The organism is Streptomyces sp. NPDC012508 (assembly GCF_042902595.1).
Lineage (GTDB): Bacteria > Actinomycetota > Actinomycetes > Streptomycetales > Streptomycetaceae > Streptomyces.
This window is the reverse complement of the sequence record NZ_JBIBEO010000004.1, coordinates 31,711-50,624: the sequence shown is the minus strand read 5'-3', so window position 1 is coordinate 50,624 and position 18,914 is coordinate 31,711. Positions and strand designations below refer to the sequence as shown.

The 18,914-nt window shown below is 72.1% G+C and carries 14 protein-coding genes and 4 tRNA genes; 15 read left to right on the top strand and 3 right to left on the bottom strand.

The window, feature by feature from the left end:
- The first annotated feature begins 124 nt into the window (after positions 1–124).
- The 3 genes from ACFY8U_RS14450 to ACFY8U_RS14440 are packed head-to-tail and all read left to right on the top strand — an operon-like array spanning position 125 to position 2,135.
- Positions 125–481: a hypothetical protein gene (locus tag ACFY8U_RS14450; protein WP_389569823.1), complete on the top strand. Its 357-nt coding sequence runs from the start codon at positions 125–127 to the stop codon at positions 479–481.
- A gap of 59 nt (positions 482–540) precedes the next feature.
- Complete coding sequence (locus tag ACFY8U_RS14445; protein ID WP_389569820.1) at positions 541–1,308, top strand: DsbA family protein; 768 nt, start codon at positions 541–543, stop codon at positions 1,306–1,308.
- On the top strand, positions 1,305–2,135 hold the full coding sequence (locus ACFY8U_RS14440) for a cytochrome c biogenesis CcdA family protein (protein ID WP_389569817.1): 831 nt from the start codon (positions 1,305–1,307) through the stop codon (positions 2,133–2,135). The genes ACFY8U_RS14445 and ACFY8U_RS14440 overlap by 4 nt, the downstream gene beginning before the upstream one ends.
- A gap of 100 nt (positions 2,136–2,235) precedes the next feature.
- Here ACFY8U_RS14440 and ACFY8U_RS14435 read toward each other — a convergent pair.
- From ACFY8U_RS14435 to ACFY8U_RS14425, 3 genes are all read right to left on the bottom strand, one after another.
- Positions 2,236–2,309: transfer RNA gene (locus ACFY8U_RS14435), tRNA-Phe, on the bottom strand.
- Positions 2,310–2,331: 22 nt separating this feature from the next.
- Positions 2,332–2,405 (bottom strand) — tRNA-Asp (locus ACFY8U_RS14430).
- A 39-nt stretch (positions 2,406–2,444) separates the two neighbouring features.
- Positions 2,445–2,517: transfer RNA gene (locus ACFY8U_RS14425), tRNA-Glu, on the bottom strand.
- Positions 2,518–2,621: 104 nt separating this feature from the next.
- On the opposite strand from ACFY8U_RS14425, the gene ACFY8U_RS14420 reads away from it, so the two are divergent.
- From ACFY8U_RS14420 to ACFY8U_RS14365, 12 genes are all read left to right on the top strand, one after another.
- Positions 2,622–2,972: a metallopeptidase family protein gene (locus tag ACFY8U_RS14420; protein WP_352189716.1), complete on the top strand. Its 351-nt coding sequence runs from the start codon at positions 2,622–2,624 to the stop codon at positions 2,970–2,972.
- 195 nt (positions 2,973–3,167) lie between these two features.
- On the top strand, positions 3,168–3,758 hold the full coding sequence (locus ACFY8U_RS14415; RefSeq protein WP_389569814.1) for a hypothetical protein: 591 nt from the start codon (positions 3,168–3,170) through the stop codon (positions 3,756–3,758).
- A gap of 200 nt (positions 3,759–3,958) precedes the next feature.
- Positions 3,959–6,199 (top strand): DEAD/DEAH box helicase, encoded by a 2,241-nt coding sequence (locus tag ACFY8U_RS14410; protein WP_389569811.1) that lies wholly within the window; start codon positions 3,959–3,961, stop codon positions 6,197–6,199.
- Between the two features lie 250 nt (positions 6,200–6,449).
- A complete protein-coding gene (locus ACFY8U_RS14405) occupies positions 6,450–8,648 on the top strand; it encodes an FG-GAP repeat domain-containing protein (protein ID WP_389569808.1) in 2,199 nt (732 codons plus the stop codon).
- Positions 8,649–8,869: 221 nt separating this feature from the next.
- Complete coding sequence (locus ACFY8U_RS14400; protein ID WP_389569805.1) at positions 8,870–12,043, top strand: FG-GAP-like repeat-containing protein; 3,174 nt, start codon at positions 8,870–8,872, stop codon at positions 12,041–12,043.
- Between the two features lie 115 nt (positions 12,044–12,158).
- Positions 12,159–12,231, top strand: a tRNA-Lys gene (locus ACFY8U_RS14395).
- 771 nt (positions 12,232–13,002) lie between these two features.
- Complete coding sequence (locus tag ACFY8U_RS14390) at positions 13,003–14,409, top strand: nitroreductase family protein (RefSeq protein WP_389569803.1); 1,407 nt, start codon at positions 13,003–13,005, stop codon at positions 14,407–14,409.
- A 5-nt stretch (positions 14,410–14,414) separates the two neighbouring features.
- Complete coding sequence (locus ACFY8U_RS14385) at positions 14,415–15,854, top strand: class I adenylate-forming enzyme family protein (protein ID WP_389569800.1); 1,440 nt, start codon at positions 14,415–14,417, stop codon at positions 15,852–15,854.
- Positions 15,855–15,882: 28 nt separating this feature from the next.
- A complete protein-coding gene (locus ACFY8U_RS14380) occupies positions 15,883–16,146 on the top strand; it encodes a phosphopantetheine-binding protein (RefSeq protein ID WP_389569798.1) in 264 nt (87 codons plus the stop codon).
- Positions 16,139–16,855, top strand: a complete 717-nt coding sequence (locus ACFY8U_RS14375) for a dihydrodipicolinate reductase C-terminal domain-containing protein (protein WP_389569795.1) — start codon at positions 16,139–16,141, stop codon at positions 16,853–16,855. The genes ACFY8U_RS14380 and ACFY8U_RS14375 overlap by 8 nt, the downstream gene beginning before the upstream one ends.
- The gene (locus ACFY8U_RS14370) at positions 16,852–17,601 is read left to right on the top strand and encodes a class II aldolase/adducin family protein (RefSeq protein ID WP_361435793.1); all 750 of its coding nucleotides are present in this window, start codon (positions 16,852–16,854) and stop codon (positions 17,599–17,601) included. Before ACFY8U_RS14375 ends, ACFY8U_RS14370 begins: the two co-directional genes overlap by 4 nt.
- A gap of 81 nt (positions 17,602–17,682) precedes the next feature.
- Positions 17,683–18,822, top strand: a complete 1,140-nt coding sequence (locus ACFY8U_RS14365) for an acyl-CoA dehydrogenase family protein (RefSeq protein WP_389569792.1) — start codon at positions 17,683–17,685, stop codon at positions 18,820–18,822.
- Positions 18,823–18,914: the final 92 nt, after the last annotated feature.

The window sequence follows — 18,914 nt, the reverse complement described above, 5'->3', positions numbered from 1 at the left end:
GGGTGCGGGCGGGGCGCGAACGGGGTCGCGGAGGGGTTCGGGCGGGGTCGGGCGGGGTGCGGGCGGGGTCCGGGGGAGGTGCGGCCCGTAATATTTCGGGCACGTCGAGCTGAGAGGTACCCCCATGTCCCGCACCGTCCGCGCGTTCGCGGCGCTCGCCGCGCTCGTGGGTGTGGTGCTCGGGATGCTGGGGTGCGGCGCGGGCACGGCGGTGGCGAGCCTGCCGGAGGCCGCCGCACCCGTGGCCGCGGGGAGCGTGACGCCGGGCTGCGGCCAGGGGCACGCGGTCGACGGCGCGGCCAGGCCGGCCACGCCTCCGCGCCCGAACGGCTTCGGGGAGCTGCTGCCCACGCTCGCCGGGGAGCGGGCGGCGGGCGGCGTGTGCGGTGCCGACCAGGTGATACGCGAGCTGCTGCCGGGGCCCGAGCCGCCGGAGCTCGTACCACCGTCACCCGTGGAGCTGTCGATCCTGCGCGTGTAGGGGCCGGGCCCTTTCCGTCGTCCGTCCCCTCTCTCGTCACGTCACAGGAGCCTTTCCGCATGCCCAAGTCCACGTCCAAGCCCGCGTCCAAGGCCAAGCCGGTCATGATCGTCTCCGGGGTGGCCGTCGCCGCCGCCCTCCTCGGAGTCGTCTCGTACACCGCCACCAAGCCCGCGTCCCAGGGCTCGTCGGGATCGTCGGCCGTCGCCGATGTCTCCGCCGACCCGAGCAACGGCATCTATCCCGAGCTGGAGGCCTACGCCCGCCGCGACGCCTCCGACAAGCTGGCCCTGGGGCGGGCCGACGCGCCCGTGGTGCTGATCGAGTACGCCGATTTCAAGTGCGGCTACTGCGGGAAGTTCGCCCGCGACACCGAGCCCGAGCTGGTGAAGAAGTACGTCGAGAACGGCACCCTGCGCATCGAGTGGCGGAACTTCCCGATCTTCGGGGAGGAGTCGGAGGCGGCGGCCCGCGCGTCGTGGGCGGCGGGGCAGCAGGGCCGGTTCTGGGAGTTCCACAAGGCGGCCTACGCCGAAGGGGCCAAGGAGAAGGGCTTCGGCGCGGAGCAGCTGAACGCGCTCGCGAAGGAGGCCGGGGTCCCGGACCTGGCGCGGTTCGCCAAGGACACGGACGGCGCGGCTGCCCGGGCGGCGGTGAGCAAGGACCAGGAGCAGGCGTACTCGCTGGGCGCCACCTCGACCCCGTCGTTCCTGGTCAACGGACGGCCGATCGCGGGCGCGCAGCCGATGGAGGCGTTCACGGAGGCGATCGAAGCGGCGGCGAAGACGGCGACGGCGACGCCGAAGGCTTCGAAGGGGAGCCGATGACCTCCGACATCGGCTATCTGGCCGCGTTCCTCGGTGGTCTCCTCGCTCTGCTGAGCCCGTGCAGCGCCCTGCTGCTCCCGGCCTTCTTCGCGTACTCGATCGACTCGACGAGCCGGCTGCTCGCCCGTACCGGAATCTTCTACGCCGGTCTGGCCACCACGCTCGTCCCGCTCGGCGCGGCCGGCTCGTTCGCCGGGCGGCTCTTCTACGGGAACCGCGATCTGCTCGTGGCGCTCGGCGGCTGGACGATCATCGTCCTCGGCGTGCTCCAGATCCTCGGGATGGGCTTCGCCTCGCGCCGTATGGCCGAGGTCAGCGGCCGGATCCGCCCCACGACGGCGGTCTCCGTCTACGCCCTCGGCCTGGTCTACGGCCTGGCCGGCTTCTGCGCGGGCCCGATCCTCGGCAGCGTCCTGACGGTGGCGGCGCTGAGCGGCAGCCCGGCGTACGGCGGTCTGCTGCTCGCGGTGTACGCGCTGGGGATGGCGGTGCCGCTGTTCCTGCTGGCGCTGCTCTGGGAGCGGTACGAGCTGGGCCGGCGCCGCTGGCTGCGGGGGCGCACGGTCCGGGCGGGCCGCTTCGAGCTGCACACGACGTCGTTGCTGTCGGGCGGGTTCTTCGTGGTGCTCGGCACGCTGTTCCTGGCCTTCGACGGGACGACGGCGCTGCCGGGGCTGCTCTCGGTGGACGACTCGTTCGCGGTGGAGGAGCGGGTGGCGTCGTTGGGCCGTTCGGTGCCCGACTGGGCCCTGCTGGTGGTGGTCGTCGCGGTGGTGGCCGTGGTGCTCGCGGTCCGGGGGTGGCGCGGCCGGAGCCGGGCGGTCTGAGGCGCCGGGTGCCCGGTCCATGAGGACCGGGCACCCGCCACCCCCGCCCCCTTCGCAACACGAAGAAGGCCCCGTTCTTTCGAACGGGGCCTTCTCTTTGTGGCTGGGGCCGGGGTCGAACCGGCGACCTATCGCTTTTCAGGCGATCGCTCGTACCAACTGAGCTACCCAGCCACGAGACTGTTTCCAGCCTCAGCGATCCTGACGGGACTTGAACCCGCGACCTCCACCTTGACAGGGTGGCGAGCTAACCAACTGCTCCACAGGACCTTGCGATGTGCGAGCACTAGTCTCGCACAGGATGTTGCGTGCCCCCAACGGGATTCGAACCCGTGCTACCGCCTTGAAAGGGCGGCGTCCTGGGCCACTAGACGATGAGGGCTAGGGGCTCACCTGGGCGCTTCTCAGCGCGTCGGGGACGTGAGAAGCATATGGGATACCGGCCGCTATCGCCAAAACGGTTTCACCTGGGGGGACAATGGCCGAGTGCTGGAGATGACGCGTGAGGAGTTCGAGGAGCTTGTCGCCGAGGCCCTGGACCGGATCCCGCCGGAGCTGACGCGGCTGATGGACAACGTCGCGGTGTTCGTCGAGGACGAGCCCGCGCCGGACGATCCGGAGCTGCTCGGGCTGTACGAGGGGACTCCGCTGACGGACCGGGGTGAGTGGTACGCGGGGGTGCTGCCGGACCGGATCACGATCTACCGGGGGCCGACGCTGCGGATGTGCGAGTCGCGTGAGGACGTGGTCGAGGAGACCGAGATCACCGTCGTGCACGAGATCGCCCACCATTTCGGCATCGACGACGAGCGGCTGCACGCGCTGGGCTACGGCTGACGGCCCGGGGCTGACGGCCGGCGTTCGGGCGGCAGCGCGTAGGGCCGACCGGCGGGTGCGTGCTTCCAGGTGGTTGCCGTGGGGGCGTGTCCCTTGCGGTGCAAAGGGAGTTGGGCAGGCAGACACGTTCTTCCGCCCGTCCTTCCCGCCCTTTGTGTCCTGGAGGTGCCCTCCGTGCGCCATTTGCCTTCCCGCGTGAGATGGGCCGCCACCGCGCTGGCGGTCGCCGCCTGTGCCGGTCTGAGCGGCTGCATGAGTGTGAGTGACGAGGGCGCGAAGCCGGCGCCGAGCAAGTCCGCGGGGAAGCAGGACGGCGTGGCGGCCGAGTCCGGCGGCGGCGTCGGGGTCTCCTCGGGCGGGCGCGGCGGAACCGGCCGCGTCGCGGCCGGGGTGAGCGGTCCTGACGCGGACGGCGCGGGCGAGGAGTCGCCGGTGCCGAGCGGGTCGCCGTCGGCCTCCGGGAAGCCGCCCGCCGACCCGCCGGCGGGCGGGGGCGGCGGGAGCGTGCCCGAGCCGGGCGGTCAGGTGCCCGGCGGGGCGGGTGGCGGCGTGGGCGGGCCGAGCGCGCCGGCCGGGGAGCCCAGTCCGCCGGTCGACCCGCCGGAGCCCTCGCCCACCCCGACCGAGGAGCCGAGCCCCGAGCCGAGCCCGGAGCCCACGCCCGACCCCTCCGACTCGCCGACCGCGAGCCCCGGGGCGGACACCCACATGGGGGCGATGAGGGCGGCGGACGGGCCGGGAGGGCCGGTGGAGCCGGAGGCATCGCCGCAGGTCGGACCGGTGTGACCGAGTCCGGTTTGCCATAGGTGGGGGAGGGTGCGTATGGTGGTAGATCGTTTGATCCCATTGCCCGGCGCCGACACAGAAGAGCGCCGCGTGGCGCGTACTCTCCCTAGCCGTGGCTGGACCGCATTGAGGCGGTCGAATTGCGAATTTCACGGAGTTGACGGGCGCGTGCCGAGACTCCGGAAGGTTTCGCATTTCGCATGTCCATTTTCAGTTCTGACCACGCCGTCATGCCCGAGAACGACGAGATCGTCGAGGCCGTAGAGGCCACCGAGATCGTCGAGACCGAGGCGTCCGACGTCACCGAGGCCGTCGAGGCCTCCGAGGCCGAGTCCTCCGAGCCCACCGTCACCTTCGCCGACCTGGGCCTGCCCGAGGGCGTCGTGCGCAAGCTCGCGCAGAACGGTGTGACCACCCCCTTCCCGATCCAGGCGGCGACCATCCCGGACGCCCTGGCCGGCAAGGACATCCTCGGCCGCGGCCGTACCGGCTCCGGCAAGACCCTCTCCTTCGGTCTGCCGACGCTGGCCCAGCTGGCCGGCGGCCACACCGAGAAGAAGAAGCCCCGCGCGGTCATCCTCACCCCGACCCGTGAGCTCGCGATGCAGGTCGCGGACGCCCTTCAGCCGTACGGCGACGTGCTCGGCCTGAAGATCAAGGTCGTCTGCGGCGGTACGTCCATGGGCAACCAGATCTACGCCCTGGAGCGCGGCGTCGACATCCTCGTCGCCACCCCGGGCCGTCTGCGCGACATCATCAACCGTGGCGCCTGCTCCCTGGAGAACGTCCAGGTCGCCGTCCTCGACGAGGCCGACCAGATGTCCGACCTGGGCTTCCTGCCCGAGGTCACCGAGCTGCTCGACCAGGTCCCCGAGGGCGGCCAGCGCATGCTCTTCTCCGCCACCATGGAGAACGAGATCGGCACGCTGGTCAAGCGCTACCTGAACAACCCGGTCAGCCACGAGGTCGACAGCGCCCAGGGCAACGTCACCACGATGACCCACCACGTCCTCGTCGTGAAGCCGAAGGACAAGGCGCCGGTCACGGCCGCCATCGCCGCCCGCAAGGGCCGCACGATCATCTTCGTCCGTACCCAGCTGGGTGCCGACCGCATCGCCGAGCAGCTCGTCGAGGCGGGCGTGAAGGCCGACGCGCTGCACGGCGGCATGACGCAGGGTGCCCGTACCCGCGTCCTCGCCGACTTCAAGGACGGCTACGTCAACGCGCTGGTCGCCACCGACGTCGCCGCCCGCGGTATCCACGTCGACGGCATCGACCTGGTCCTGAACGTGGACCCGGCCGGTGACCACAAGGACTACCTGCACCGCTCGGGCCGTACCGCCCGTGCCGGCCGTTCGGGCGTCGTGGTCTCCCTGGCCCTGCCGCACCAGCGCCGTCAGATCTTCCGTCTGATGGAGGACGCGGGCGTCGACGCCTCGCGTCACATCGTGGGCGGCGCGGGCGCGTTCGACCCGGAGGTCGCCGAGATCACCGGTGCGCGTTCGCTCACCGAGGTCCAGGCCGACTCCGCGAACAACGCCGCCAAGCAGGCGGAGCGCGAGGTCGCCGACCTCACCAAGCAGCTGGAGCGTCTGACGCGCCGCGCCGCCGAGCTCCGCGAGGAGGCCGACCGTCTGGTCGCCCGTTCCGCGCGCGAGCGGGGCGAGGACCCGGAGGCCGCGGTCGCCGAGGTGACGGAGGCCGCCGAGGCCGAGGTCGCCGCGGCCGTCGTCGCCGCCGAGCCGGTCCAGGAGCGCCGCGAGGAGCGCACCCCCGCGTTCCGTGACGAGCGGGGCAACTACGAGCGCCGTGACCGTGGCGGCGACCGCGGCGGCGACCGTGGTGGCTTCCGCCGCGACGACCGTGGTGGCGACCGCGGTGGTGACCGTGGTGGCTTCCGCCGTGACGACAACCGGGGTGGCGGCTTCCGCCGCGACAACGACCGTCCGTCGGGTGGTTTCCGCCGCGACAACGACCGTCCGTCCGGTGGCTTCCGCCGTGACGACCGTCCGTCGGGCGGCTTCAACCGCGACGACCGTGGCGGCCGTTCCTTCGAGCGTCGTGACAACGACCGTCCGTCGGGTGGTTTCCGTCGTGACAACGACCGTCCGTCCGGTGGCTTCCGCCGTGACGACCGTCCGTCGGGCGGCTTCAACCGCGACGACCGCGGTGGCCGTTCCTTCGAGCGTCGTGACAACGACCGTCCGTTCAACCGCGACCGCCGCGACGACCGCCCCACGGGCGGCCACCGTGGCAGCGACCGTCCGTTCAACCGTGACCGCCGCGACGACCGCCCCGCGGGCGGCTTCCGCTCGGGCGGCGGCGACCGCCCGTACGGCCGCCGTGACGACCACCGTGGCGGCGACCACCGCGGCAGCGGCTCGACGGGCGGCTCCTTCGGCCGCCGCGACGACAAGCCGCGCTGGAAGCGCAACGGCTGATCTCGCGTAGAACGCTGAGACAACGCTGAGCAGGGCCCGTACGACACTTCGGTGACGTACGGGCCCTGCTTGTTCGGGCTCCTTGAACGGGTTCGAAACTCGCTTTCGAGGTGCGGGGGCGGCTGTTAGCATCGGCGCGTTCGCATGGGGGCGGTGCGGCCGGGGGGCCGTGAAGCGACGTCTGTTTCAGCACAAGCACCGCTGTCTTCCCATGCCTCTTCTTTCATGAATGCCCCAGGGGAGGACCCGAGTGCCTCGAAGCGCTCTTCTACGCCATTCCATCGCGGCCGTCACCGCCGCGACCCTTCTCGCCGGCGTCGGCTCGCTGGCCGCGACGGCTACTGCCGCGCCGGCCGCCGCCGTCACCGCCGCGGCCGCGTCGACCGACCCGTGGGCGGCGTCCGTTCCGCTGACGGACGGCACAGCGATCAACGGCCTCGCCGACCTCAAGACGGCCAAGGACGGGGCGGTCGTCGCCCTCTGGTACCGGAGTGCCGAGGACCACAGCAACAACGAGCTCGTCGTCTCGGTGCGCCCCGCGGGCAGCTCCGCCTGGGGTGCGGCGCACGTCCTCCGTACGCTGCCCGGCCAGCGCTCCGAGGCCAACCTCACCGTCTCGGCCGACGGATCGGTCACGGCGGCCTGGATGGAGTACCCGAACGACGGTGGGCCCGGGAACGAGAAGCCCGGCGGTGTGTTCCGGATGGCCACCCTCGCGGCCGGGGCCACGACGTGGTCCGCCACGACGGACATCATGAGCGACCCGGGCTGGGTGCACAGCGGGCAGCTGGCCGGCTCGCCGTCGGGCGAGCTCGTCGCCGTCTGGCTGGGCGTCTCCGAGCAGAGGAGCGGGGTGTACTCCTCGGTCCGCACCGCCCCGGGCGCAGCCTGGTCCGAGCCGGTCCGCCTCGACGAGCCCACGGCGGACACCGGGCTCAACTCCGCGCCGGAGCTCATCTACTCGGCGCAGGGCACGGCCACCGTGGCCTACGTCCAGGGCGGTCCCGAGACCGGTGAGGTCAAGGTCGTCGACCGGACCGCCGGCGGCACGTGGACCGAGCCGGTCACCGTCTCCAAGGCCGGCACGTACCCCACCGGCCCCACCCTGACCCTCGGCCTGGGCGGCCACGCCGCGCTGGCCTGGCGATCGACGGACGACCCGACGTCCGGATCCGGCACGCAGGTGCTCGCCGTGCGTCCGGCCGACAGCCTGACCTGGGGTGCCGAGGAGCCCGCCAACGGCTTCCGGACCGGCGCCTGGCGCAAGGTCGCCATCAACCCGCAGGGTGACGTCACCCTGCTCGGTGTCGACTTCGTCGACGGCACCGGGTACGCCGCACAGACCACCACGCGGTCCGCCGCGGGCACCTGGTCCGCTCTGAAGACGATCTCCACGGGCTATGTCCCGGACGACCAGTTCGATCTGACGGTCGGTCCCGACGGCACCTTCCACGCCGTGTGGACCCAGGGCAACACGGACAACCGGAAGCTGATGACCTCCTCGCGGGTCGACGGTGCCTGGTCCACGCCCCCGACGCCGCTCTCCACCAACACCAGCGGCTACGCCCTGGGCCTGGTCACCGTCGACGCCGCCGGCCGGCCCGTCGCCGTGTGGCAGCAGTCCAGCGGTGACTTCACCACCCAGCTGCGCGCCGCGACCACCGCGCCCGCCCCCGTCAAGCCGCTCCCCACGTGGCGCGACTACAGCGGCGACGGCAAGGGCGATCTGCTCGGGCTGACCCCGGCCGGTGCGCTGACCGTGCGGACGGGATCGGGGACCGGTGGGCTCGGGACCGGGGCGTCGGCGAGCGGATGGCCGGCGACGTCGACCGTCGTGCCCTTCGGGGACCTGTCGGGCGACCGGTGCAACGACCTGCTCGTGCGGAGCGCGGCCGGGGTGCTGACGCGCCACGACGGGGGCTGCGGGACCGCGTTCGCGCCGAACGGCCCGAAGCTCACGATCGGTTCGGGCTGGAACATCTACGACGCCCTGACCGCGCCGGGCGACCTGACCGGCGACGGCCGGACCGACCTGCTCGCGCGCACGCCGGCCGGTGAGCTGTGGATGTACGCCGACGACGGCGCGGGCAAGCTCAAGGGCCGCGTGAAGATCGGCGGCGGCTGGCAGATCTTCAACGCGGTCGTCGGCGTCGGCGATCTCAACGGCGACAAGGCCGGTGACCTGCTGGCCCGGGACACGGCCGGTGTGCTGTGGCGGTACAACGGCACCGGCACGGGCGCATTCGCGGCCCGGACGAAGATCGGCGGCGGCTGGCAGGGCTACAACGCGCTCGCGGCCGTCGGTGACATCACCGGCGACGGCAAGGCGGACCTGGTGGCGCGGGACACCGCCGGAGCGCTGTGGCGGTACAACGGCACCGGCGCGGGCACGTTCGCGGCCCGGACGAAGATCGGCGGCGGCTGGCAGATGTACAAGACGCTGTCCTGACAAGTGACGCGTGTTCGGGGCCCGTACGGCAGTTGTTCGCCGTACGGGCCCCGGTCTGTTGAACGGGTTCGAATCGGGACCGGATCGAGCTGCCGGGTGTCCGTCGCTGCTGTTACTGTCGGCCTGTTGACACGGGTGGGGGAGCGTCGGCCAGGGGGCCCGGCGCAGAGGACTTCCGCCCTGTCTCCTCATCTTTCAGGATTCCCGGGGAGGGACCCTTCTTGGCACGCTCTTCACGCGCGCGTGACCGCCGTGCGCGTACGGCCGTCCTGGCCGCCGCACTCGTCGCATCGGTGATCGGTGCGACGCCGGCCACCGCCGCACCGACCGCCGTTCCGGGGGCCGCGCCCGCCGCCGTCGCGCCCGGCGACCAGCTCGACATCACGCCCAACTGGCGGACCGTGCCCCGGCAGGCGACGGTGAGCGCCGTCAGCGCCAACGGCTACGCGCACGAGACCGAGGACTCCGACGAGCACACCGGCGGCGAGCGCCACTGGACCGACTTCGCGACCGGTGCGACCGTGTCCCTCGGGTACGGCTCCGGCAACCCGTCCTTCGCCGAGGCCGGGGTCGGCGGGCGGTACGCGTATGTCGAGCGCGGCGCCGGCAACCGCTACCTCCGCGACCTCGCGACCGGCACCGAGCAGGCGCTGACGCTGCCGCGCGACGCGAGCTACCGGGGTCTGCTCGGCGACACCCTGCTCTTCCAGCAGTACGCGTCCGAGGAGTCGTCGGAGCAGACCACCGGCTACTACCTGCGGCGCGCCGGGGACGCGACGGGGACCAAGATCCCCGTCACCGGCTTCCCCGAGGACGCCAACCTGCACATGGCGCGGCTCGTGGCCGGCGACGACACCGCCGCCGTGATCCGCTTCGGCAGGTCCGCCACCGACGCGTACGACCTGACCGACCTCGGCGTCGTCGACCTGCGGACCGGGCAGATGACCGTGATCGAGGCGCCGACCTCCGCCGGGGCGAGCATCCTCGTCGCGCCGGTGGCCCTGAGCGCCGACCGGATCGCCTGGGTCGACCGGAACCGTCAGGTGCACCTCCGTGAGCGGTCCGCCCTGAACGGCGCCGAGCAGACGTTCGCGCTGCCCGAGGGCCTGAGCTCCGCCCGTATCGGCCTGGTCGGCGAATGGGTGCTCGCCCTCGGCGAGGCCTCGGGCACCGGCTCCTCGCTGAAGCGGCAGCTCGTCGCCCTCGCTCCCGACGGGCGTGCGCAGACGCTCCTGGAGAAGGCCGAGCCGGAGATCAACCAGATCGTCGGCGGGGTCGGCGCGGCCGTCGTCGGTGGCAGCTCCGCGACCGACTGGTCGCTCCTGAAGGTCGTCCCGGGCAAGGGCGACGGCGCGCCGGCTCTGGAGAAGCTGCACCGTGTCGCGCCGCTGGCGACGGAGGTGCAGTCGCTCGCTCTCGGCGCGGGCCGGCTCTCCACCCTGGAGCAGGACGGCCAGCTGGGCCGCGGCTTCCACACGCGGACGCTGCCCGTCGGCCCGCTGCACACCGGCCAGTCCGAGCCGGTCGCGGCCGGGTCCGAGGAGCGGCTGGAGAGCACCACGCCGCTGTTCGACTCCGGTGACGGCCGCACGGTCTACCTGGCCCGCGGCACGTCCGGGATGGAGGTGGTCGGGCGGCGCTCCGCGAAGGAGACCACCCGGGCCGCCACGGGCAAGAACTCCGGCCGGCTGGCCGATGCCTCCGGCCGGTGGGCGGTCTTCCAGAGCGGGCGGCCGAGCTTCCCCGGCACGCTCGTCTCCGGTGAGGACACCCTCGTCGTGGACCTCGACGCGGCCCCCGGCAAGCCGTCCGTCGTCCGGACGCTGGCGCAGACGGCGGCCGCCCTGCGCGGCGACACGCTGTTCACCGGTACGGCCACGGTCGGCCAGGTGGCCCGTACGGACCTGTCCACGGGCAAGGACCTCGGCACGGTCGCGACCGGCGCCGACTGCGCGGCCACGGAGCTCCAGGTGTCGGGCCGCTGGCTGTTCTGGGCCTGCTCCCAGTTCTCCAAGCAGGGCGTCGTGGACCTCCAGAAGGGCACCAAGGTCGCGCTGCCCCGCAGCTACTACAGCGGTGGCCTGCTGGGCGACGGATTCTTCGTGGACCAGGGCAACACCGGCACGTACCTCCGGCTGACCGACTTCTCCAGCGGCACCGCCGCCGCGCCCCGCGCGCTGGTGGACTCCACGCCCGTGCACGGCTCGCGCCGGGAGGCATGGACCGTGGACCGCTTCGGCGGTGCCGTGGCGTACAAGGACAGCCAGAACCTCGTCCACGCGGTGTGGACCGGAGTCCGTACATCCGACCTGACGGCCATCGCGACCGACGCCCCGGCGAGCGCGCGGGCGACGGACGGCTGGACGGCCGCCTGGTCGCTGTCCAAGCCGGCGTCGTACTGGCAGGTGACGCTGCGCCGGAAGGTCAACGGCGCGGTGGTCCGCACGTGGGACGGCGGCGAGACGCGCGGCCGGATCGCGGTCCGCTGGGACGGCAAGGACGCCGCGGGCCGGCTCGTCACCGACGGCACGTTCACCTGGACGCTGACCGCCAACACGGCCGACGGCGAGGGCCGCGACCTGCTGGCCTCGAACTCGGTCTCCGTGACCGGCGGCAGGGTCCTGGGATGGCGGGACATGGCCGGCGACGACGGTTTCGGCGATCTGCTGGTGATGGATTCGACGGGTCTGGTGTCGCTGTACAAGGGCAACGGCTCGGGCGGTCTGGCCGCGCGGACCAACGGCACGGGTGGCAAGCTCCCGACGACGACCCTCCTGGTGCCTGCCGGGGACATGACCGGTGACGGCTGCAACGACGTGTACGGGCGGGTCGGCGACGAGCTGCGCGCGTACCGTGCGGGCTGCGGCTCGATCGTCTCGGACTCCTCGGCGTACACGCTCGTGGGCAGGGGCTGGGGGCAGTACGACGTGCTGACGTCGTCGGGTGATGTGAACGGCGACGGCCGGATGGATCTGATCGCCCGCCAGAAGTCGACCGGTGACATGTACTTCTACCCGGGCACGGAGGAGAGCCGTCTGGGTACGAGGGTGAAGATAGGTACGAACTGGAAGCTGTACGGGAAGATCGCGGGCGCCGGTGACCTGAACGGTGACGGGCGGGGCGACCTGCTCGGCATGGACGCCTCGGGCGTGCTGTGGCGGTACTACGGCACGGCGAACGGCGGCGTTACCGCCCGGGTGAAGGTCGGCGGCGGCTGGGGCGCGTACACCTCCCTCGTCGGCGTCGGTGACCTCACGGGCGACGGCCGTGCGGAGCTGGTCGCGCGCGACACGACCGGCAGGCTGTGGCGCTACACCAACCAGGGCAACGGCCTGTACGCGGCCCGCGTGATGATCGGCACGGGCGGCTGGTCCGCCTTCAAGGGCCTGTACTGACCCACCCCGTGGGGCCCGCCCGCAGCGCCGGGCGGGCCCCACGGAGACGGGGCCGTGTCGGATACCCGATCGGCTCCGGCGATCGATGCGGCTATGCTCGGGTGTGTTGTGCCGAGGGCCGTTAGCTCAATTGGCAGAGCAGCGGACTTTTAATCCGTTGGTTGTGGGTTCGAGTCCCACACGGCCTACCTGTGGCGCCCCGCCCGGTTTCGACCGGGCGGGGCGCTTCGTCGTGTCCGGGGCCGGGCGTGCCGGCCAGGGCGCCCCGGAGGGGGCGGTCGCGTCGTGGGGTGGCGTCCACGGCGCGTGGCCCGCTCGCGAGCCGGGTCGTACCGACCGGTCGTACCGACGAGTTGTACGGACGGGTCGTACCGCCGGGTCGTGCTGACAAGCCGTGCTGACGGTCGTACTGACCGGGCGGTGTCCGATTTATAGCTTTCCTCGGACGGACCGGATTTATTCAACAGCCTTGCTTTTCTAATGGTCTTGACCAATACCCGAGCGGTTGGCAGGCTGGAATGGCCGTAACCGATCATGCGTTCTCGTCGTGCGAGGCGTTCATCGGATACGTGTCATATTCCGAGACAGGGGGCCGGATGGGAAAGCGCTCGCCGCGGTCGGCGCAGCAGTGTGGGTGTCGGTAGGTCACCTCACCTGTCTCGCGATCCGAGAACGCATCAGTGCCTGGTCAGAGACGTTTCTAAGTGCCGCAAGGGTCCCGTCGCGGGACTGGTGCGCACCCCTGTGCGGTGCGCCCTTGCATTTCTTCGTCATGCATTGGTTTCGCAAGAATTCGTTGTGGGCCGTGCTGCCTTGCCATGCATTTTTTCCGTGGACTGTCAGGGAATAGGAGGCTTGCGTCAGACGTGCAAGGAAAACAGATCACACACAAAGGCGTATCCGTCACATACGCGCCCGAGTTCGAATCCTCGGGCCACATCGATGATCTCTGGGCTCGCGTGGCCCTTCCGGCCGCGGCGCCCGAGCCGGCCGCCGAGCCAGTGGTGGCACCCGGTCTGCGCCTTGCCCTGTCGCTGCTGGAGGAAGGCGTACTGACCAGTCGCGCCAACCGCTCCTGCGGTTCGTACGTGGCGCGGGCGGTTCCGTCGGCCGGGGCGGTGTACCCGTACGAGTTCGCCGTCCTCGTCATGGAGAACGGTCTGCCGACCGCCTTCCGGATCGACACCGACCGCCGTACCTGCGCCCGGCTGGCCGTCGGCGCACGCGTCACCGCCGCGCTGGACGCCTCCCACCTCTCCGTTCCGGAGGACGGCGGGGCGCTAATGGTCACGCTCACCCGTCCCTGGCTCTCGATGCGCAAGTACGGCGACCGCGGGTACCTGTACACCCAGCTCGACGCCGGGCACGCGGCCGGGAACCTCTTACTGGCCGCCGCCGGCCGTGGCGCCACGGGGGCGCTTCGGCTGCGCTTCCCGAGGGAATCGCTCTCGGAGTTGCTGGAGGCGGGCGAGAACTGCCGCGAGATCCACTCCGCGACCCTGGTGCCCGCCGGCGCGGAAGGCGCGGAAGGCGCGGAAGGCTCGGACGCCGCGGTCGACGAGGCGTGGACCCGCTGGAGCGTGCATGACGAGACCGACCGGGAGCTGCGCGGGTCCACCTGGCGGTCGTGGCTGGAGAGCACCTGCTGGGACTCCGTCGCCGCGTGGCCCGAGCACTCCGGCGCTCCGAGCCTCGATTCCGTACCCGCACCGCTCACGCGGATCCGCAGCGACCGGCAACTGCCCGACGCACAGGACGGCCTGGGCAAGCCGTCCGAATGGTCGGAACTGATCGCGACCCGCGCCTCCAGCAAGGCCTTCACGGGCGAACCCGTCTCCGCCGCATCCGTCCGGCAGGCCGTCTCCGCCCTGTCGACGCCGCTGGCGACCGACCTCCCCGACGCCTCGCCGCTCTCCGCGACCCTGGTCCTGCGGTCCACGACGGACCCCGAGCAGGACGGCGTGTACCGGCTGCGGACCGGAGAGCGGCAGCCGGGACGGCTGCCCTCCACCGACGAGGTGGCCCGTGCCTGCATGCAGCAGCGTGCCCTCGCCGGGGCCTCCGCCGTCCTCCTCCTCCACGTGCCGCGTACCTCGCTCGCCGGGGCCGACTCGGCCGCCGGCGCCGAGAACCTGCGCGAACTCGGCTTCCGCTGCGGCGCCTTGGGGCAGCTGCTCTACCTGGGCGCGAACCGCGCGAAGGTCGGCGTGACCGCCATCGGCGGCTTCGACACACCGCTGTGGCGCACGCTGGCGGGGCTGCCGGAGGACGACGAGATCCTGTACGCCCTGCTGCTCGGCTGCCCGGACGACTCGGGCATCAAGTTCGACCGGCTTGCCATGGCGCACGCCCAGAACGAGCGGTGAGCCCGATGCGCGCCGTACTTCCCGATCTCCTCACCGACGTCCTCGCCCGCCACGGCGAGCGCGCCGCGGTCACCGACGCCGACGGTTCGCTGGGATACGCCGGACTCGCCGGCCGGGCCCGTACCGCCGCCGACCGGCTCGCCCGGTACGACGTGGCGGGCGAGCGGCTGCGGGTGGGCCTGTACGCCACCAACTCCGTCGACTACGTGGTCGGCTACCTGGCCACGCTGTTCGCCGGTGCGGTGCCCTTCCTGGCCGACTCCGCCTTCGGTCCGTACGACCTCTCCCGGATCGCCGAGGACTGCGGCCTCGATCTGCTGATCCACGCCCAGGGCGCCGATGTCTCCGCCGTCGTGGACGAGACCCTCGACGACGGCGGCGCGTTCGGTGCCCTCGCGGTCGGCCGGGTGCGCCGCTCCGACGTGCCCCGCCCGCCGCTGCTGGACGACACCGAGGTGTGCCGCTTCACGTCCGGCTCGACCGGCCGGCCCAACTGCATCGAGTTCTCCGGCGCGGCCGTGTCCGCAGCGGCCGCCAACTGGGTGAAGGGCACCGGCCTTTCGGCCGACGACCGGATCGCGTGCTTCGCCGCCCTCTCCAACGGTCTGGCGTTCAACACCTCCCTGCTGGCGGCCTTCCTGCCGGGCGCCTCGCTGCACCTGTCGCACGGTCTGCCCACCGCCTCCCGGGTCGTACGGCTCCTGGAGAGCACCGCGGCCACCCGGCTGGTGGCGTTCCCGGCCCTGTACGAGTCGATCGTGCGGCGTTCCCCGGAGGAAGGCTTCGCGGCCGTCCGTACCGCGATCTCCTCGGGCGCCCCACTGCGCGAGACCGTGCGCCAGGAGTTCACCCGGCTCACCGGCGTACCGATCCACAACTACTACGGGGTCGCCGAGACAGGGCCGCTGACCTACGCCCCCGACGGGGCGGGCAGCGGGCTCGGAGCGCCGCTGCCCGGTGTGCGCCTGCTCGCGGACGAGCAGGGCATCCGGGTCAGGAGCGAGTCGATGGGGTCGCGGTACCTCAACGCTCCCGGCGTGTTCGAGGAGCGCGTCGACGCCGAGGGTTACTACCGCACCGGCGACCAGGGGCATCTGCTCGACGGCGCCCTGCACCTGACCGGGCGGACGAGCCGGCTGGTCAACGTGGGCGGCCGCAAGATCGACCCGATCGAGATCGCCGACGTGCTGCGCGAGGCCTCCGGGGTGCTGGACGCGGTCGCCTTCGAGGCCGAGAACCAGCACGGTGAGCCGACCCTGGCCGCCGTGGTGGCCGTGGAACCCGGTGTGACCGCGCAGTCCCTGCGCACGCACTGCGCGGCGACGCTCCCCGCGTTCAAGGTCCCCGGAATCCTCCGGCTGGTGGACCGCATCCCGGCGAACTCGATCGGCAAGCCGTCCGTCGAGCGCCTGCGGCGGCTGCTCAGCGAGCCCCAGAGCAACTGAATCCCTCTTCGAGACACAGGAACTCCCCATGGACAGCACCGCGCTCCGCACCAAGATCCTCGACCTCGCCATCGCCGCGGGGGACGGCAGCGTCTCCGCCGCCGAACTGGCCGCCGCCGACTACTCGCTGCGGGATGTCGGCTACTCCTCGCTCTCGTACATGCGCCTGATCGACAGCATCGAGAACGAGGTCGGTGTCTACCTGGACCCGGAGGCCGACATCGAGCACTACGAGAGCATCGACTCCGTCACGGCCCTGGTCGTCGCCAGCGGGGTGGGCGCCGATGCCTGAGAGGGCGGTGAGTGACGGGCCCACGATCGGGATCGTCGGTCTCGGGCGGCTCGGCTCGGCCCTGAGGTCGGTCTGCGAGGCCGACGGCACGAGGGTCTCCCTGACGGCCTCCCGCCGTGGCGGCTGGTCCGCCGAGGCGGTCCCCGACGTGCTCGTCGACGCCAGCGCACCCGAGGCGCACGCCGACGTCCTCGACTTCTGCGGCGGCCATCGCGTACCGCTCGTCGCCTGCGTCTCCAACCTCACCGACACCCAGTGGAAGGCGCTGAAGGAGCTGGCCGACGTGGTCCCGGTGGTCCGGGCCACCAACCTCTCCTTCGCGCACTACCTCCAGGTGCGCATCGCCGAGTTCACCGCCGGCCTCGCCACGGGCCGGTTCGGGGCGACCACCACCGTCCGCGAGCGGCACCCGCTCGGCAAGGCGCACCGTCCGAGCGCCACCGCCCTTGCGCTCGCGGACACCTGGGCCGGGGCGAGCGGCCGGGCGGTGGCCGACATCGCCGACGAGCGGGCCGGACTGCCCGTCAGCGAACACGAGCTGACCCACACCTGGGACGGCGAGGCGCTGCACGTACGGCACCACGTCGCCAGTTGGACCGTGCCGGCCCGGGGCGCCCTGGCCGCCGCCGACTGGGCCCGCGCCGCGGCTCCCGGCCTGGTCACCATGCGGAACGTCTACGACGACCTGACAGCGAGGAACACGACATGAGCACCGATGAACCGCGGCCGCTGAATCCGGCCGAGAGCCGGCTCGTCCTCCAGGTGGCGATCGGCGCCCGGATGCTGTCCCTCGACGGGCACGACGACTTCAACCAGGGCCAGATCTCCGCCCGGATACCCGGCCGGGACGAGTTCTTCATCAAGGGCGCGCTGGTCGGTTTCGACGAGGCCGCCCCGGCGGACGTGGTCCGCTGCCCGGTGGACCACACCCTGCCCGCGCCGCCGCTGGCGCCGCCGGAGCTGCCGCTCCACCAGGCCATCTACCGGGCGCGCCCGGACGTCAACGGCATCGTGCACAGCCATGCGCCGTACACCCTGCTGTTCGGTGCGACCGACCTGCCGATGCGCCCGATCTCGCACGACGGTGCCTACTTCCGCGACCGGATCGGCCTGTTCACCGAGACCAGCAACACGGTCCTGGACATCGAGACCGGTGAGCACATCGCGAAGGACCTCGACGGGCACCCGGCGGTCCTGCTCCGCAACCACGGCGGGGTGATCGTCGGCAAGAGCGTCCGGCACGCCTCCGTCTTCGCCCAGGTCCTCGAGCGGGCCTGCCGCCTCCAGCTGACCGCCGAGAGCACCGGCGTCCCGTACACCTGGTCCACCGAGCAGGACGTGGCCGCCAAGCAGGACTTCATCTACGCCGACCTCTCGGTCCGCTCGTACTGGGACTACGCGGTCCGCCGGGTCGGCCGGCACTGGCCCGAGACCCTCGACTGGGGCCGTGGCTGACCCGCCCCGCCCCCCGCCCGAACGGTCTCCACAGGTGGAGGATCCGTCGCTCGTCACACCCGACATCACGGAGGTCGTCCGATGAAGGTCCAGCGCATCCTGCCCACGGAGGAGGCGGCCGATCTGCTCGGCCTCGTCCGGGAGATCGCGGCCGCCGAGCTCGCGCCCCGGGTGGCCGAGTTCGAGGCGGGCCACGAGTTCCCCCGGGAGATCGTGCGGACCCTGGGCAAGGCCGGGCTGCTGAGCCTGCCGTACCCCGAGGAGTACGGCGGTGGTGGACAGCCGTACGAGGTCTACCTCCAGGCGCTGGAGGAGATCGCATACCACTGGTTCGGGGTGGCCGAGGCGGTCAACGTGCACAACCTCGCCTGCTTCGGCACCGCCTCGTACGGCACTCCGGCCCAGCGCGAGGAACTGCTGCCGGACATGCTGAGCGGTGAACTGCTCGGCGCGTACTGCCTGTCGGAGGCGGAGGCCGGCTCGGACGCGGCCTCGCTCGCCACCCGCGCGGTACGGGAGGACGAGGGGTACCGCATCACCGGCACCAAGGCCTGGGTCACCCACGCCGGTCACGCGGACTTCTACAACGTGTTCAGCCGGACCGGCGGACCGGGAGCCCGCGGTCTCTCCTGCCTGGTGGTCCCGGGCGGCACGCCGGGCATGGTCGTGCACGAGCCGGAGCGGAAGCTGGGCGTCTGGTCCAACCCCACCGCGCAGGTCGGCTTCGAGGGCGTCCGGGTGCCGGCCGGGCGCCTGATCGGACGCGAGGGCAAGGGTTTCCTGATCGCGATGGGGGCCCTGGACTGCGGCCGCCTGGGCATCGCGGCCTGCGCGGTCGGTATCGCCCAGGCCGCCGCCGACTACGCCGTGCGGTACGCGAAGGAGCGCCGCCAGTTCGGGCAGCGGATCGTCGACTTCCAGGGCGTCGGCTTCCTGCTGGCCGACATGGCCACCCAGATCGCGGCGGCTCGCGCGCTCACCCTGGCTGCGGCCCGCCTCAAGGACGCCGGACTGCCGTACTCGCTGGAGGCGGCGAAGGCCAAGCTCTTCGCCACCGACATGGCGATGAAGGTGACCACCGACGCGGTGCAGGTGCTCGGCGGCGCCGGTTACGTCTCCGACCACCCGGTGGAGCGCTGGATGCGCGAGGCCAAGCTGCTGCAGATCGTCGAAGGCACCAACCAGATCCAACGCCTGGTCATTTCGCAGGGCCTGGACTAGCCCCTCCGCTGCCGTCGGGCCCGTTTCAGCGGCCCGTTTCAGCGGTCCCTTTCAGCGGCCTCGTACGGGGCAACCACCGAAGGAAAGGTGTG

Excerpts from the sequence above, each read along its gene's own strand:
- ACFY8U_RS14370 (WP_361435793.1), top strand. The coding sequence starts at position 16,852 with ATGAGCACCGATGAACCGCGGCCGCTGAATCCGGCCGAGAGCCGGCTC.
- ACFY8U_RS14375 (WP_389569795.1), top strand. The coding sequence starts at position 16,139 with ATGCCTGAGAGGGCGGTGAGTGACGGGCCCACGATCGGGATCGTCGGT.
- ACFY8U_RS14445 (WP_389569820.1), top strand. The coding sequence starts at position 541 with ATGCCCAAGTCCACGTCCAAGCCCGCGTCCAAGGCCAAGCCGGTCATG.
- ACFY8U_RS14450 (WP_389569823.1), top strand. The coding sequence starts at position 125 with ATGTCCCGCACCGTCCGCGCGTTCGCGGCGCTCGCCGCGCTCGTGGGT.
- ACFY8U_RS14380 (WP_389569798.1), top strand. The coding sequence starts at position 15,883 with ATGGACAGCACCGCGCTCCGCACCAAGATCCTCGACCTCGCCATCGCC.
- ACFY8U_RS14410 (WP_389569811.1), top strand. The coding sequence starts at position 3,959 with ATGTCCATTTTCAGTTCTGACCACGCCGTCATGCCCGAGAACGACGAG.
- ACFY8U_RS14440 (WP_389569817.1), top strand. The coding sequence starts at position 1,305 with ATGACCTCCGACATCGGCTATCTGGCCGCGTTCCTCGGTGGTCTCCTC.
- ACFY8U_RS14365 (WP_389569792.1), top strand. The coding sequence starts at position 17,683 with ATGAAGGTCCAGCGCATCCTGCCCACGGAGGAGGCGGCCGATCTGCTC.
- ACFY8U_RS14385 (WP_389569800.1), top strand. The coding sequence starts at position 14,415 with ATGCGCGCCGTACTTCCCGATCTCCTCACCGACGTCCTCGCCCGCCAC.